The 14,062-nt window shown below is 72.7% G+C and carries 16 protein-coding genes; 10 read left to right on the top strand and 6 right to left on the bottom strand.

The genetic code is table 11. The annotated features are described in order from the left end of the window. Positions 1–71: 71 nt before the first annotated feature. Positions 72–1,151: a succinyl-diaminopimelate desuccinylase gene (gene dapE, locus ACFWW8_RS03275; RefSeq protein WP_386522843.1), complete on the top strand. Its 1,080-nt coding sequence runs from the start codon at positions 72–74 to the stop codon at positions 1,149–1,151. Positions 1,152–1,215: 64 nt separating this feature from the next. Further along, positions 1,216–1,983, top strand: coding sequence for a TIGR00730 family Rossman fold protein (locus ACFWW8_RS03270; RefSeq protein WP_386522840.1), 768 nt, complete (start codon positions 1,216–1,218; stop codon positions 1,981–1,983). A gap of 113 nt (positions 1,984–2,096) precedes the next feature. Here ACFWW8_RS03270 and folP read toward each other — a convergent pair whose 3' ends face one another. Further along, a complete protein-coding gene (gene folP, locus ACFWW8_RS03265) occupies positions 2,097–2,957 on the bottom strand; it encodes a dihydropteroate synthase (RefSeq protein WP_386522838.1) in 861 nt (286 codons plus the stop codon). A 76-nt stretch (positions 2,958–3,033) separates the two neighbouring features. On the opposite strand from folP, the gene ACFWW8_RS03260 reads away from it, so the two are divergent. After that, the gene (locus tag ACFWW8_RS03260; RefSeq protein WP_386522835.1) at positions 3,034–3,444 is read left to right on the top strand and encodes a DivIVA domain-containing protein; all 411 of its coding nucleotides are present in this window, start codon (positions 3,034–3,036) and stop codon (positions 3,442–3,444) included. Next, the gene (locus ACFWW8_RS03255; RefSeq protein ID WP_386522832.1) at positions 3,441–4,016 is read left to right on the top strand and encodes a DNA-3-methyladenine glycosylase I; all 576 of its coding nucleotides are present in this window, start codon (positions 3,441–3,443) and stop codon (positions 4,014–4,016) included. The genes ACFWW8_RS03260 and ACFWW8_RS03255 overlap by 4 nt, the downstream gene beginning before the upstream one ends. A 21-nt stretch (positions 4,017–4,037) precedes the next feature. Here the strand turns inward: ACFWW8_RS03255 and ACFWW8_RS03250 are convergent, their stop codons facing one another. Further along, the gene (locus ACFWW8_RS03250; RefSeq protein WP_386522829.1) at positions 4,038–4,841 is read right to left on the bottom strand and encodes an enoyl-CoA hydratase/isomerase family protein; all 804 of its coding nucleotides are present in this window, start codon (positions 4,839–4,841) and stop codon (positions 4,038–4,040) included. A gap of 330 nt (positions 4,842–5,171) precedes the next feature. Between ACFWW8_RS03250 and ACFWW8_RS03245 the strand changes: the two genes are divergently transcribed. Continuing rightward, positions 5,172–5,339 carry a DUF3117 domain-containing protein gene (locus ACFWW8_RS03245; protein WP_003966491.1) on the top strand — a complete coding sequence of 56 codons (168 nt, stop codon included), beginning with the start codon at positions 5,172–5,174 and terminating at the stop codon, positions 5,337–5,339. 259 nt (positions 5,340–5,598) lie between these two features. Here the strand turns inward: ACFWW8_RS03245 and ACFWW8_RS03240 are convergent, their stop codons facing one another. After that, the gene (locus ACFWW8_RS03240) at positions 5,599–6,261 is read right to left on the bottom strand and encodes an O-methyltransferase (protein ID WP_386522826.1); all 663 of its coding nucleotides are present in this window, start codon (positions 6,259–6,261) and stop codon (positions 5,599–5,601) included. Between the two features lie 178 nt (positions 6,262–6,439). On the opposite strand from ACFWW8_RS03240, the gene sigE reads away from it, so the two are divergent. The 5 genes from sigE (at position 6,440) to ACFWW8_RS03215 (ending at position 10,674) form a co-directional block, all read left to right on the top strand. Next, positions 6,440–7,219, top strand: a complete 780-nt coding sequence (sigE, locus tag ACFWW8_RS03235) for an RNA polymerase sigma factor SigE (protein WP_386522823.1) — start codon at positions 6,440–6,442, stop codon at positions 7,217–7,219. After that, the gene (locus ACFWW8_RS03230; protein ID WP_386522820.1) at positions 7,216–7,878 is read left to right on the top strand and encodes a zf-HC2 domain-containing protein; all 663 of its coding nucleotides are present in this window, start codon (positions 7,216–7,218) and stop codon (positions 7,876–7,878) included. Before sigE ends, ACFWW8_RS03230 begins: the two co-directional genes overlap by 4 nt. A 54-nt stretch (positions 7,879–7,932) precedes the next feature. Beyond that, on the top strand, positions 7,933–9,282 hold the full coding sequence (locus ACFWW8_RS03225; RefSeq protein ID WP_386522817.1) for a trypsin-like peptidase domain-containing protein: 1,350 nt from the start codon (positions 7,933–7,935) through the stop codon (positions 9,280–9,282). A 117-nt stretch (positions 9,283–9,399) separates the two neighbouring features. Further along, entirely contained in the window at positions 9,400–9,846 is a 447-nt protein-coding gene (locus tag ACFWW8_RS03220) for a sec-independent translocase (protein ID WP_386522814.1), read from the top strand. A gap of 114 nt (positions 9,847–9,960) precedes the next feature. After that, the gene (locus ACFWW8_RS03215) at positions 9,961–10,674 is read left to right on the top strand and encodes a hypothetical protein (RefSeq protein WP_386522811.1); all 714 of its coding nucleotides are present in this window, start codon (positions 9,961–9,963) and stop codon (positions 10,672–10,674) included. An 86-nt stretch (positions 10,675–10,760) separates the two neighbouring features. Here ACFWW8_RS03215 and ACFWW8_RS03210 read toward each other — a convergent pair whose 3' ends face one another. From ACFWW8_RS03210 to ACFWW8_RS03200, 3 genes are all read right to left on the bottom strand, one after another. Next, positions 10,761–11,876: an Mrp/NBP35 family ATP-binding protein gene (locus ACFWW8_RS03210; protein WP_386523024.1), complete on the bottom strand. Its 1,116-nt coding sequence runs from the start codon at positions 11,874–11,876 to the stop codon at positions 10,761–10,763. A 93-nt stretch (positions 11,877–11,969) separates the two neighbouring features. Next, complete coding sequence (locus tag ACFWW8_RS03205) at positions 11,970–12,476, bottom strand: DUF1003 domain-containing protein (protein WP_383917972.1); 507 nt, start codon at positions 12,474–12,476, stop codon at positions 11,970–11,972. A 226-nt stretch (positions 12,477–12,702) separates the two neighbouring features. Then, positions 12,703–13,974, bottom strand: coding sequence for a magnesium transporter MgtE N-terminal domain-containing protein (locus tag ACFWW8_RS03200; RefSeq protein ID WP_386522809.1), 1,272 nt, complete (start codon positions 13,972–13,974; stop codon positions 12,703–12,705). Between the last annotated feature and the right edge of the window lie 88 nt (positions 13,975–14,062).

The raw sequence follows: 14,062 nt of genomic DNA, 5'->3' as shown, positions 1-14,062 counted from the left end.
TGAGGCAGATGACGCGTCCACCGGCCGGACGGCGCGGGATCCGCGCGGACCCGGGCGCTAGGGTCGGTTCCATGTCCGAATCCGAGCTGGACCTCACCCTGGACGCCGCCGAGCTGACCGCCCGGCTCGTCGACATTCCGTCCGTGAGCGGCGACGAGAAGGTACTCGCCGACCTCGTGGAACACGCGCTGCGCGCCCTGCCGCACCTGACCGTGGACCGCTTCGGGAACAACGTCGTCGCCCGCACCCACCTGGGCCGCGACGAGCGCGTCGTCCTCGCCGGGCACCTCGACACCGTGCCGATCGCCGACAACGTCCCCTCCCGCCTCGACGAGAACGGCGTCCTGTGGGGCTGCGGCACGACCGACATGAAGTCCGGTGTCGCGGTGCAGCTGCGCATCGCCGCGACCGTGCCCGAGCCCAACCGCGACCTCACCTTCGTCTTCTACGACCAGGAGGAGGTCGCCTCCGACCTGAACGGCCTGGGCAAGGTCGCCGAGGCCCACCCCGACTGGCTCACCGGCGACTTCGCCGTGCTGCTGGAGCCCTCGAACGCCGAGGTCGAGGGCGGCTGCCAGGGCACCCTGCGGGTCCTGCTCCGCACGGCCGGCGAGCGCGCCCACTCCGCGCGCAGCTGGATGGGCTCCAACGCCATCCACACCGCGGGCCCCATCCTGGCGAAGCTGGCCGCGTACGAGCCGCGCAGGCCGGTCATCGACGGCCTGGAGTACCACGAGGGCCTCAACGCGGTCCGCATCGATGGCGGCGTCGCCAACAACGTCATCCCCGACGCCTGCACGGTCACGGTCAACTTCCGTTACGCCCCCGACCGGAGCGAGGCCGACGCGCTCGCCCACGTGCGGGAGGTCTTCGCGGACTGCGACATCGCCGCGTTCGAGGTCGACGACTCCTCGGGCGGCGCCCTGCCCGGCCTCGGCCACCCGGCCGCGGCCGCCTTCATGGAGGCGGTCGGCGGCCGCGCCATGCCGAAGTTCGGCTGGACGGACGTCTCCCGCTTCAGCGCGCTGGGCGTCCCGGCGGTCAACTACGGCCCGGGCGACGCCCTGCTGGCCCACAAGGTGGACGAGCGGGTGGAGACGAAGGCCATCCTGCACTGCGAAGAACGACTCCGGACCTGGCTGACCACCTGAATTCCGCTTCTCGTCACCTTCGTGCGCCTACCCTGATCCAACGATCAGCAGGAGGGAGCACATCATGGGCAACCACGGCAATCCCGACGCGTCCGCTCGTCACCGGCCCGAGGAGCAGCAGCTCGGACCGGTGCTGAGGAGGCGCAGCCAGGTGCAGGCGGGCAGTACGACGGACCAGCGGCTGCTGGATTCGGCCGGGCCCTCCGAGTGGGTGCACACCGATCCCTGGCGGGTCCTGCGCATCCAGTCGGAGTTCATCGAGGGCTTCGGCACGCTCGCCGAGCTGCCGCCGGCGATCAGCGTGTTCGGCTCGGCGCGGACCCCGGTCGACTCGCCCGAGTACGAAGCGGGCGTACGGATCGGGCGCGCGCTGGTCGACGCCGGCTTCGCCGTCATCACCGGCGGCGGCCCGGGCGCGATGGAGGCGGCCAACAAGGGCGCCCGCGAGGGCAACGGCATCTCCGTCGGCCTCGGCATCGAGCTGCCCTTCGAGCAGGGGCTCAACGAGCACGTCGACCTCGGCCTGAACTTCCGGTACTTCTTCGTCCGCAAGACGATGTTCGTGAAGTACAGCCAGGGCTTCGTGGTGCTGCCGGGCGGTCTCGGCACGCTGGACGAGCTGTTCGAGGCGCTGACCCTGGTGCAGACGCAGAAGATCACCCGCTTCCCGATCGTGCTGTTCGGCACGGAGTACTGGAGCGGTCTGATCGACTGGCTGAAGAACACGGTGATCGCCCAGGGCAAGGCCTCGGAGAAGGACCTCTACCTGTTCCACGTCACGGACGACGTGGACGAGGCCATCGCGCTGGTGACGAAGGAAGTCGGGAAGTAGGACCCGCAAGCCCGGAGGAGGACCCGCAGCCCGGGGCGGCCCCCGCCCCGGGACCGGGCCGGGGCCTCGGGGGTCAGGCCGGGCCCTCGGGGGTCAGGCCGGGCCCCGGGGGTTCAGGCCAGGCCCCGGCGGGCGACCGCCGGGGGCCGGTGGCCCTGGATCGAGGCCACCATGTCCAGGACCTGCCGGGTCTCCGCGACCTCGTGGACGCGGTAGACCTGCGCCCCCAGCCAGGCCGAGACGGCCGTCGTGGCGAGGGTGCCGATCAGGCGCTCCTTTACCGGCTTGTCCAGGGTCTCGCCGACGAAGTCCTTGTTGGACAGCGAGACCAGCACCGGCCAGCCCGTTTCAGCCATCTCCGCCAGCCGCCGGGTGGCCTCCAGGGAGTGCCGGGTGTTCTTGCCGAAGTCGTGGCCCGGGTCGATCATGATCGACTCCCGCGGCACGCCGAGCGCGGCGGCGCGTTCCGCCAGGCCCACGGTGACGCGCAGGACGTCCTCCATCACGTCCTCGTACGCGATCCGGTGCGGCCGGGTGCGCGGCTCCACCCCGCCCGCGTGGGTGCAGACCAGGCCCGCGCCGTAGCGGGCGGCGATCTCGGCCAGCCGGGGGTCGACCCCGCCCCAGGCGTCGTTCAGCACGTCCGCCCCGGCCTCGCAGACCGCCTCGCCGACCTCGTGCCGCCAGGTGTCCACACTGATCACCACGTCCGGGTGGCGGCGCCGGACCTCGGCCACGAAGCCGACCGTGCGCCGGGCCTCCTCGGCCGCGTCCACGTGCTCGCCGGGGCCCGCCTTGACGCCGCCGACGTCGATGATCGCGGCGCCCTCGGCCACCGCCTGCTCGACCCGCGCCAGCGCCGGCTCGTCGCGGAACGTCGCGCCCTGGTCGTAGAAGGAGTCAGGAGTCCGGTTCACGATGGCCATGATCACCGGCTCGTGGGTGTCGAACTCGTGCCTGCCCAGTCGCAGCATCCTGCTCTTTCCTCCTTCGGCGGCCCTCGCGCCTCGCCTGCGACCTTAACCTGGTGGCCGGAGTCTCTCAGGGGAGTTGATCGTGTTCTTCTTCTTGATGATCGCGCTGGTCGTGGTCGTGGCAGCGGTCACCCTCGCGGTGGTCGGCGGCGGCTCGGAGGCCGTCCTGCCGGAAGCGGAGCCGGACCGGGTGGCCGACGGGCTGCCGGAGACCCGGCCCGTCGTGCGGGCGGACATCGACGCGCTGCGGTTGCCCGTCGCGCCGCGCGGCTACCGGATGGCCGAGGTGGACGACGTACTGGAGCGGCTGGCGGCGGAGCTCGCGGAGCGCGACGCGCGCATCGCCCGGCTGACCGCGGAACGGGACGGCGCCGCGGCCGGTGACGCGCCGGCCGCCGCGACCGGTGGGGAGCCCGCCGACGCCGCGGGTCCGGACGCCACCGCCGCCGGCGGCCACGTCGACCTCACCAAGGACGCCGGGCGATGACCGGTGCGCTGGCCGGTCCGGACGGCGGCCTGCGCTGCCCGTGGGGGCTGTCCACCCCGGACTACGTGACGTACCACGACACGGAGTGGGGCCGTCCGGTCCACGGCGACGACGCGCTGTACGAGCGGCTGTGCCTGGAAGCCTTCCAGTCCGGTCTGTCCTGGCTGACGATCCTGCGCCGCCGGGAGGGCTTCCGTACGGCCTTCGCCTCGTTCGAGATCGCGAAGGTCGCGGAGTTCGGTCCGGCGGACGCGGCGCGCCTGCTGGCCGACGAGGGCATCATCCGCAACCGGGCCAAGATCGAGGCCACCCTGGCCAACGCGAAGGTCCTGGCCGGATGGGAGCCGGGCGAGCTCGACACCCTCGTCTGGTCGTACGCTCCCGAGGAACCGGGTCCGGCCCCGCGGTCGACGGCCGACGTCCCGGCGGTGACCCCCGGGTCCACGGCCCTGGCGAAGGCGCTGAAGAAGGCGGGCATCCGCTTCGTCGGACCGACCACGGCCTACGCCCTGATGCAGGCCTGCGGGCTGGTCGACGACCACCTCGCGGACTGCGTCTCCCGCGGGGCCTGAGCCGCGCGGGAGACGTCCCGGTCAGCGGCCCAGGTACGCCGGCGGCTGCTTCGCCAGGAAGGCCTGGACGGCGATGGCGTGGTCCTCGGAGGCTCCCGCGCGGGCCTGGAGGGCCTCCTCGCGCTCCAGCGCCTCCGGGAGGGAGCGGGAGGCCCCGTACGCGAGGGACTCCTTCAACGCGGCGTACGCCACCGTCGGACCGGAGGCCAGCGTGCGCGCCAGGGTCTCGGCCTCGGCGTGCAGCGACTCCGAGGGCACGAGGCGGTTGGCGATGCCGAGCTCGTACGCCTCCTGGGCGCGGACCGGACGCGGGAAGAGCAGCAGATCGCTCGCGCGGGACGCGCCGATCAGGCGGGGGAGCGTCCAGGACACCCCGGAGTCGGCGGTCAGGGCCACCCCGGCGAACGAGGTGGTGAAGGAGGCGGTGTCGGCGACGACCCGGAAGTCCGCCGCCAGGGCGAATCCGAAGCCCGCGCCGGCCGCCACGCCGTTGACTCCGGCGACCACCGGCTTGGGCATCTCGGTGAGGGCCCGGACGATCGGGTTGTAGTGCTCGGCGACGGTGCTCATGGTGTTCGAGGAGCCGCTCTCGCGGTCCGCCGCGAGGCTGCCGATGTGCTCCTTGAGGTCCTGGCCGACGCAGAAGGCCCGGTTCCCCGCCGCCGTGAGCAGCACGGCGCGCACCGCGGTGTCCCCGGCCGCCGCCCGGACCGCGTCGCGCAGGGCGACCTTGGCCTCGGTGTTCATGGCGTTCATCGCGTCCGGACGGTTGATCGTGATGGTGGCGAGTCCGTCGGTCACTTCGTAGAGCACGCTGTCGGCCATGGCAGGGGGTCCCCCTTCGTCGCGGGCTTGGCTACCGGCCGGTATCGGCGGGTGCAAGGGCCAGCATGGCGGACCGGGCCCCGCGCGCACATGTGATGTGCGTCAAAGAAAGCGGAGGCCGATATCAGGGGGCAGCGGCGCAGTATCGCAGGCGGGTCCCCGAAATGAGTGGTTTTGGTCGAGCGCGTTGCCCAACCGTTCACAGCCGATGTTGGTCATCGGGTCCTGACATGCGGGATAATGGCCAAGAAGCAATGTGTTCGATGCCGGGTACTAGGCGCCTGAACGGTGCCGTCGGCTGACGATGTGGTTTCAGGAAGGGGAACGAGCATGGCGGCCATGAAGCCGCGGACGGGCGACGGCCCGCTCGAGGTCACCAAGGAGGGGCGGGGCATCGTCATGCGCGTACCGCTCGAGGGCGGTGGTCGGCTTGTCGTCGAACTGACCCCCGACGAAGCGGACGCCCTGGGTGACGCCCTGAAGAAGGTCGTCGGCTGACACGTCGGCACCCTCTGCGTTCTCCGCACTGCCCCGGCCGCTCGTCCCGACGAGCGGCCGGGGCAGTGTCGTGTCCGGCCCACGTGACCTTCGCGCCGCCCGCGCCGTTCCCGCCTCCGCCGACCGCACCCCGCGCTCACCGACCGGCACGTCCGGGTGCGCCGGCAGCGGATCGCCCCGATGGTCCTCGGTCTCGTCTCCGTCGTCGCCGGCGTCACCCTGCCGCGCCGACCCTCCGCCCGCCGGGGCCGCCGCGCGCTCAGCGCCGCACGGCGCACAGCAGGCCGTCGCCCACCGGAAGCAGGGCGGCCTCCAGCGCGGGGCTCTCGCGGACGCTGCGCAGCAGCTCGCGGACCCGGAGCACCTCCACCGGCTGGGCCGCGGAGTCGACCGTACGGCCGTCGGAGAAGACCCCCTCGAAGCAGACCAGCCCGCCGGGGCGCAGCAGGCGCAAGGATTCGGCGAGGTAGTCGAGGGACTCGGCGGGGTCCCCGTCGCAGAACACGAGGTCGTACCCGCCGTCGGCGAGGCGCGGGAGGACGTCCAGCGCGCGGCCCGGGATGAAGCGGGCGCGGTTGCCCGCGAAACCGGCGGCACGGAACGCCTGGCGGGCGAAGGCCTGCCGGTCGCCCTCGGGATCGACCGTGGTCAGTACCCCGTCGGCGCGCATCCCGTGCAGCAGGTGGATGCCCGAGACGCCGGTCCCCGTACCGATCTCGGCGACCGCCTTGGCGTCCGCCGTGGCGGCGAGCAGGCGCAGCGCAGCCCCGGTTCCGGGGGAGACGGAGCGCAGGCCCGCTTCCCTGGACCGGTCACGGGCCCATCGCAGAGCGTCGTCCTCGGCGACAAACGCGTCGGCGAACGCCCAGCTCGTCTGCCGGTTGCCGGTAATGACCCTCTCCTGTCCCCATAGTTGGCGCAACGGTGACTGTATCCGCTGAGGTCGGGAACCCGCAGATGGGACCGGGCGTTGTGAAGGGTGGAGACGGGATCAGAAGGGACGGCGCCGGGCAGATCGGCGATCCGGGCCGTTCTGGGGACCGGCCCCCGGGCAAAGTTAATGCAAAAACGCTTATCCCAAGCTGACGGAGGGGGTGGCTATGGTAGGGAATCCACTGGACACCACCAGAGCCGACAGGGGAGGTGCGGCTGCGCCTGTGGATCGTGGGGGCGTCATCCGGCGCCTCTTCTGGTCGGCGGGTGAGCCGAAATCCGTGACCGACATTGCTGACCGTTTCCACACCGCCGACACCGCAACCACTGCGACCTTCGCCGCCGATGCGGGCTCCCCGGCGTGGACCCCTCCTTCGTGGGAGGAGATCGTCAGCACGCACAGCGCGCGGGTCTACCGCCTCGCCTACCGTCTGACCGGCAACCAGCACGACGCCGAGGACCTGACGCAAGAGGTCTTCGTCCGCGTCTTCCGCTCGCTGTCCACCTACACGCCCGGCACCTTCGAGGGCTGGCTGCACCGGATCACCACCAATCTCTTCCTGGACATGGTCCGCCGCAAGCAGCGGATCCGCTTCGACGCGCTCGGAGACGACGCCGCCGAGCGGCTGCCGAGCCGTGAGCCGTCCCCCCAGCAGGTGCTCCACGACACCCACTTCGACGCGGACGTCCAGCAGGCGCTGGACACCCTCGCGCCGGAGTTCCGTGCCGCCGTGGTGCTGTGTGACATCGAGGGCCTGTCGTACGAGGAGATCGCCGCCACCCTCGGCGTGAAGCTCGGCACCGTGCGCAGCCGCATCCACCGCGGCCGTTCCCACCTGCGCAAGGCGCTCAAGCACCGGTCTCCCGAGGCCCGCGCCGAGCAGCGCGCGCTGGCCGGCGTGGCCGTGGGCGCGCCGGGCGCCGGGGGAGAGGGCGGAGCCGAGTGAGCGGAGCCAGTCCGTCCCCCGCGGAACAGCACCTGGGCGACCGTCTCGCCGCCCTGGTGGACGGGGAGTTGAAGCACGACACGCGCGAGCGGGTCCTGGCACACCTGGCCACCTGCGCCAAGTGCAAGGCCGAGGCCGACGCCCAGCGCCGTGTGAAGACCATGTTCGTCGAGAGCGCGCCGCCGCCGCTGTCCGCGGGGCTGCTCGCGCGGCTCCAGGGCCTGCCGGGCAGCGGACCCGAGGGCTCCTCCGGTCCCGCGGGACCCGGAGCTCCGCCGGGCGCCGACCCGTTCGGCTCGTTCGCGTACGCCCTGCCGGCCGCCCCCGGCCGGGAGCAGCCGGGGTTCCGCATCCACGAGGTGGGCCGGCCGCGCCGCCGTCTGGCCTTCGTGGCCGCCGGAGCCGTCTCGCTGGCCGCGCTCGCCCTGGGCGGATCGCTGCCGCTGGAGGCCGTGGACCCGCATGTCCGGGGCGAGTCACCCGCGCCCGCCACCCGGCCCGGCCCGGCCGTGTCCGTGGCCGACGCGGTCGTCCGCGACCGCCGACCCACGCCCGGCACCGTCCCCGGTCCCAGCCTGCCGGCGTCCCTGCCGACGCCGCTCCCGCCGCTCCACCCGTCCCCGCAGGCATCGGCTCGCCCGGTCTCCCTCCTGCGCTGACCCGGGACCTGGTTGAATCTGCGGCACATGTGCACAGGTAGGCGGGGAGCGCCCATGGCCGACAGCCAGCAGACCGATCCGGCACCGTCCTGGTGGAGCCGGCCAGAGGGCACGGCGGAACTCCGCCGCGAGGGGGTCCCCGCACCGCGCCCCGAGGCCGGGCAGCCCGGACCGGAGCCCGGCCCGGCTGCCGACCCGTACACCGGTGCGGCGTCCGGCCCCGAGCCGGATGCCCCGGCCGCGCCCGTGGTGCGGTACGACCCCTGGGGCGACCAGCCCCTCCAGGTCGTGGACCGGGGCCGGCAGCGCCGCGGGGTCGGCCTGTGGCAGCTGGTGGCCTTCGGCGCGGGGGTCGCCCTGCTCGCCGGCGGCATCGGCGGATACCTCGGTGTGGTCGCCGAGCGTCAGAGCAGCACCCGGCTGGAACTCCCGCAGGCGGGCGTCGCGGCGGCGGGCCGGGCGCCCGGAAGCGTGGCCGGGATCGCGGCCACCGCCCTGCCCGGGGTGGTGACCCTGCACGTGCGCTCCACCGACGGGAGCGGGACCGGCACGGGATTCGTCCTCGACGCCCAGGGCCACATCCTGACCAACAACCACGTGGTCGGCGATGCCAAGGACATAGGCGTCACCTTCAGCACCGGCGAGAGCGTCAGCGCCGAGCTGGTGGGCCGGGACACCGGGTACGACCTGGCCGTGGTCAAGGTCAGCGGGGTGCGCGGGCTGCGCCCGCTGAGCCTGGGTAACTCGGAGAACGTCCAGGTCGGCGACCCGGTGGTGGCCATCGGCGCCCCGTTCGACCTCTCCAACACCGTCACCGCCGGGATCATCAGCGCCACCGGCCGGCCCGTCACCGCGGGCGGCGACAAGGGCGACGGCAGCGACGTCAGCTACGTCGACGCGCTCCAGACGGACGCCCCCATCAACCCCGGCAACTCCGGCGGCCCCCTCCTCGACGCCAAGGCCCACGTGGTCGGCATCAACAGCGCGATCCGGGGCGCCGACAAGGACGACCCCGACCGGCAGGGCGGCTCCATCGGCCTGGGCTTCGCCATCCCCATCAACCAGGGCAAGCGCGTCGCGGAGGAGCTGATCCGCACCGGCCGCGCCACCCACCCCGTCATCGGGGTCACGCTCGACCTCCAGTACAAGGGCGACGGAGCCCGGGTCGGGGACAAGGCCGCCGACGGCAAGCCGTCCGTCGTCACCGACGGGCCCGGCGCCCGCGCCGGGATCCGGGCCGGGGACGTGATCACCAAGGTGGACGGGCAGCGCGTACGCGGTGGTGACGAGCTCATCATCAAGATCCGGGCCCACCGGCCGGGCGATCCGCTGACCCTCACGGTGCTCCGCGAGGGCCGGGAGCGCACCCTGGAAGTGGTCCTCGGATCGGCGAACGGCTCGTGAGGCGCGCCTGACGTCCGGGTGAAACCGTGATCGATGCGGTACGCAGGTGTGGGCCCGCGGAGAACGCCGGGTACCGTGTGTCCAGGCCCGAAGTGAAGAGAGCCGAGGAGCGGCAAGGTGTTCAACGACATAGGCGCACTCGAACTCGTCACGATCGTGGTGCTCGCCATCCTCATTTTCGGCCCCGACAAGCTGCCCAAGGTCATCCAGGACGTCTCGGGCGTCATCCGGAAGATCCGCTCCTTCTCGGACAGTGCGAAGCAGGACATCCGCTCCGAACTCGGCCCCGAATTCAAGGACTTCGAGTTCGAGGACCTGAATCCGAAGACCTTCATCCGCAAGCAGCTGGGCGAGAACGAGGACCTCAGGGAGATCCGCAGCAGCTTCGATCTCCGCAAGGAGCTGAACGACGTCACCGACGCCGTCAACAGCCGCGAGACCGACGCCGCGCCGGCCCCCGCGACCCCGGCCGCCACGCCCGCCGCCACCGGCCCGGACCTGCTGAAGAAGCCCGCCGCACCGGCCGCCGAGCAGCCCGCCCGTTTCGACGCCGACGCCACCTGAGCCGCGCCCTGCCCGGCGAACCGGGGTCCGGTGGCTATCCTCCATCTGTCCGGACGCAGGACGCCCGAGGGGGGCGGGCCGCCGACGGACCCGACGGAACGAGAGGCCGCGCAGATGGAGACGACGAGCAGTAGCCGGGTAGGGGTGCAGCCCGCCGAAGCCCCCGCCGCCGCACAGCAGGACCCGCAGGATCCCTCCGTACAGCCGCAGGACGGGGCGTCTCCCGTCCCGGTGGCCCGGCGGACGGTCGAGGGCTTCCTCGCCGCCGACTTCCCCTGGTACGGGCTGGACGGGGCCTTCGCCGGCCGTCGCTGGCTCATGCAGGTCGGCGCCGCCGCGGACGGCACGGTGGAGCACGGCTCCACCGGCCACGGCGACGAGCCGTCCGCCCGGGGCGAGATCGCCACCGGCGAGAAGGAGCGCTTCGCGGTGGTCGTCACCGTCGCGAGCAACCCGCTGCGCCGCAGCGCCGACGGCACCGGCGTCCTGGAGGCCACCTCGGTCTCCTCGGCGGCCTGGCTGGCCGGCTCGGGGCTGCTGGCGTACAGCTGGCCCGCGCAGATGGACCACGCCCTGCGCAGCGACTGGCTGGACCAGCAGACGGAGGCCGCCTGGGAGCTCGCGGACGACCTCGGCGGCGAGGACTGGTCGACGCTGTCCCTGCCCGTCGACGGGGAGCCGACGACCTTCCACTACCGCGAGTCGGAGTTCGGCTGGGTGCTGGCCGGCTCCACCGGCAGCGGGGTGCACCTCGGGGCCTTCGGGCGCGGCATGAGCGCGTACGGGATCGGCTTCGCCGCGATCGAGGACCTCGGCACCTACGAATAGCCCCCCGGCGGACACCACGCGAAAGGCACCGCGGGAAACCCCGCGGTGCCTTTCGCGCGTCCGGTGCGGGCCCGGCCCGCCCTGTCTCAGAACTTGTTGCGCGGGGTGATGCCCAGGGACATGCCCGACAGGCCGCGCGCGCGGCCTCCCAGCTTGCCCGCGATCGCCCGCAGGGCCGCACCGGCCGGGGACTCCGGGTCGGACAGCACCACGGGCGTGCCGTCGTCGCCGCCCTCGCGCAGCCGGACGTCGATCGGGATCGAACCCAGCACGGGCACCGACGCGCCGACCGTCTTGGTCAGCCCGTCGGCGACCTTCTGGCCGCCGCCCGAGCCGAAGACGTCCACCATCTCGTCGCAGTGCGGGCACGGCAGGCCCGACATGTTCTCGACGACACCGACGATCTTCTGGTGGGTCTGCACGGCGATCGACCCGGCCCGCTCCGCGACCTCGGCCGCGGCCTGCTGGGGGGTGGTGACCACGAGGATCTCGGCGTTCGGGACCAGCTGGGCCACCGAGATCGCGATGTCGCCGGTGCCCGGGGGCAGGTCCAGCAGCAGCACGTCCAGGTCGCCCCAGTACACGTCGGCCAGGAACTGCTGAAGGGCCCGGTGCAGCATCGGTCCGCGCCACACCACCGGCGCGTTGCCCGGGGTGAACATGCCGATGGAGATGACCTTCACGCCGTGCGCCGACGGCGGCATGATCATGTTCTCGACCTGGGTGGGGCGGCCCTCGACACCGAGCATCCGCGGCACGCTGTGCCCGTAGATGTCCGCGTCGACCACGCCGACCTTCAGGCCGTCGGCGGCCATGGCCGCGGCCAGGTTGACGGTGACCGAGGACTTGCCGACGCCGCCCTTGCCGGACGCGACCGCGTAGACGCGGGTCAGCGAGCCCGGCTTGGCGAAGGGGACCTCGCGCTCGGCGGTGCCGCCGCGCAGGGTCGCCGCCAGGTCCTTGCGCTGCTCGTCGCTCATCACGTCGAGGGTGACGGCGACGGAGGAGACCCCGGCGACCCGCTCCACGGCCTCGGTGACGTTCTTCGTGATGGTCTCGCGCATGGGGCAGCCCGACACCGTCAGGTACACGGTGACCGCGACCGCGCCGCCGTCGCCGATCTCCACCGATTTGACCATGCCGAGCTCGGTGATCGGCCGGTGGATCTCGGGGTCGTTCACCGTCGCCAGCGCGTCCAGGATCGCGTCCTGTTCCGGAACGGCGGCGTCGGCGGAACTCGTGTCGGTAGCCATGCCCCGATGGTACGGCTCGGTAGCACGGCTCGGGAAAGCCCGCTAGCGGTCGCCTTCGTCACGTTCGTCGGGAAACAGCCTGCGCTCGTCCATTTCCTTGATCAGGTCCTGGAACTCCGAGCGGATCCAGTCGCGCGTGGCGACCTCGCCCAGACCCATCCGCAGGGCCGCGATCTCCCTCGTCAGGTACTCCGTGTCGGCGATGGAGCGCTCGTTCTGCTTGCGGTCCTGCTCCAGGTTGACGCGGTCGCGGTCGTCCTGCCGGTTCTGCGCGAGCAGGATCAGCGGAGCGGCGTACGAGGCCTGCAGCGACAGCATCAGGGTCAGGAAGATGAAGGGGTACTGGTCGAACCGGAGGTCGTCCGGCGCGAAGATGTTCCACAGCACCCAGACGACGACGACCAGGGTCATCCAGACGATGAACCGGCCGGTGCCGAGGAAGCGCGCCACCCGCTCCGACAGCCGCCCGAACGCCTCCGGGTCGTACTCGGGCAGCAGCGACCGCCGCGGGGCCCGCGGCTGGTCGAGCCGGACCCGCTGGCGCGTCAGCGCGCCCGACCCCGTCGCGGCGGCCGCCTTCGCCCGCTCGGCCCGGTGCTCGGCCCGTTCCGCGCGCTCGGCCCGCTCGGCCCGTTCCGCGCGCTCCCGCACCCGGTCCGCGGCGTCCTCCAGCCGGTCCGACAGCCCGTGGTCGCGCCCGCGCGCCTTCGCCTGCTCACGCCGCTCCCGGCCCTGCTCCCGGCGGCGCTCGCGCCCCTGTTCCCCGCGTCCCCGCTCAGTGGCCACCGACGGCCTCCTCGGAATGGAAGTCCGTCTCCCGCCAGTCGTCCGGCAGCAGGTGGTCCAGTACGTCGTCCACCGTCACCGCACCGAGCAGCGAGCCGCTCTCGTCGACCACGGGGACGGCCACCATGTTGTACGCGGCCAGGTAACTGGTCACCACCGGCAGCGAGGCGTCCGGGCGCAGCGGCGGCAGCCCCGTGTCGACGATCGAGCTGACGAGGGTGAACGGCGGGTCCCGCAGCAGCCGCTGGAAGTGCACCGTGCCGAGGTACTTGCCCGTCGGGGTCTCGTCGGGCGGCCGGCACACGTACACCTGGGCCGCCAGCGCCGGCGAGAGGTCCGCCTGGCGCACGCGGGCCAGCGCGTCGGCGACCGTCGCGTCCGGCCGCAGCACGATCGGCTCGGTGGTCATCAGACCGCCCGCCGTGCGCTCCTCGTACGACATCAGGCGCCGTACGTCGGCCGCGTCGTCGGGCCGCATCAGCGTCAGCAGCCGCTCCTTGTCGTCCTCCGGCAGCTCGGAGAGCAGGTCGGCCGCGTCGTCCGGGTCCATCGCCTCCAAGACGTCGGCGGCCCGCTCCTCCTTCAGCTTGCCGAGGATCTCCACCTGCTCGTCCTCGGGAAGCTCCTCCATGACGTCCGCGAGCCGGTCGTCGTCGAGGGCGCTGGCCACCTCGGCGCGCCGCTTGGGCGACAGGTGGTGCAGGACGTTCGCCACGTCGGCCGGGCGCATCTGCTCGAAGGTGGCGACCAGGTTCTCGGCACCCTGCCCGTGCTCCTCCAGCGAGAAGCCCGTGACCGCCGACCACTCCACGGTCAGGGTCTCGCCCCGCCGGCGCAGCGCGCCCGCCTTGCCCTTCCGTACGAAGATCTTGTCGATCTCCCAGTCCCGGCGGGCCGGCAGCTGCTGGATGGCCACGTCCAGGACGGTGACCTCCTCCTCGTCCGCGACCAGGCGCACCCGCCGGTCCAGCAGCTCGCCGAGGATCAGCCGCTCGGTGGGCCGCTGCTCGAAGCGCCGCATGTTCACGACACCCGTGGTGATCACCTGTCCGGACTCCACGCCCGTGACCCGGGTCATCGGCAGGAAGATCCGGCGCCGGCTGACCACCTCGACCACCAGGCCCAGCAGCCGGGGCGGCCGGCCGCCGACACGCAGCATCGCGACCAGGTCGCGGACGCGGCCCACCTGGTCGCCGTTGGGGTCGAAGACGGGCACACCCGACAGATGCGAGACGAAGATCCGCGGGGCGCCTGCAGCCATCCGAGCGCCTCCTAGAGCGTCTATCAACAGTCCTGCCGCCCCTCAGGCTAGCCCGTGCCCCGGGCAAGCGTCCTGGTGGGGCGGTCCG

This window comes from Streptomyces sp. NPDC058701, from assembly GCF_042715295.1.
Classification (GTDB): domain Bacteria; phylum Actinomycetota; class Actinomycetes; order Streptomycetales; family Streptomycetaceae; genus Streptomyces.
This window is presented reverse-complemented; position numbering and strand designations above follow the sequence as displayed.

Excerpts from the sequence above, each read along its gene's own strand:
- ACFWW8_RS03215 (WP_386522811.1), top strand. The coding sequence starts at position 9,961 with ATGGAGACGACGAGCAGTAGCCGGGTAGGGGTGCAGCCCGCCGAAGCC.
- ACFWW8_RS03225 (WP_386522817.1), top strand. The coding sequence starts at position 7,933 with ATGGCCGACAGCCAGCAGACCGATCCGGCACCGTCCTGGTGGAGCCGG.
- dapE (WP_386522843.1), top strand. The coding sequence starts at position 72 with ATGTCCGAATCCGAGCTGGACCTCACCCTGGACGCCGCCGAGCTGACC.
- sigE (WP_386522823.1), top strand. The coding sequence starts at position 6,440 with ATGGTAGGGAATCCACTGGACACCACCAGAGCCGACAGGGGAGGTGCG.
- ACFWW8_RS03270 (WP_386522840.1), top strand. The coding sequence starts at position 1,216 with ATGGGCAACCACGGCAATCCCGACGCGTCCGCTCGTCACCGGCCCGAG.
- ACFWW8_RS03255 (WP_386522832.1), top strand. The coding sequence starts at position 3,441 with ATGACCGGTGCGCTGGCCGGTCCGGACGGCGGCCTGCGCTGCCCGTGG.
- ACFWW8_RS03245 (WP_003966491.1), top strand. The coding sequence starts at position 5,172 with ATGGCGGCCATGAAGCCGCGGACGGGCGACGGCCCGCTCGAGGTCACC.
- ACFWW8_RS03200 (WP_386522809.1), bottom strand. The coding sequence starts at position 13,974 with ATGGCTGCAGGCGCCCCGCGGATCTTCGTCTCGCATCTGTCGGGTGTG.
- folP (WP_386522838.1), bottom strand. The coding sequence starts at position 2,957 with ATGCTGCGACTGGGCAGGCACGAGTTCGACACCCACGAGCCGGTGATC.
- ACFWW8_RS03250 (WP_386522829.1), bottom strand. The coding sequence starts at position 4,841 with ATGGCCGACAGCGTGCTCTACGAAGTGACCGACGGACTCGCCACCATC.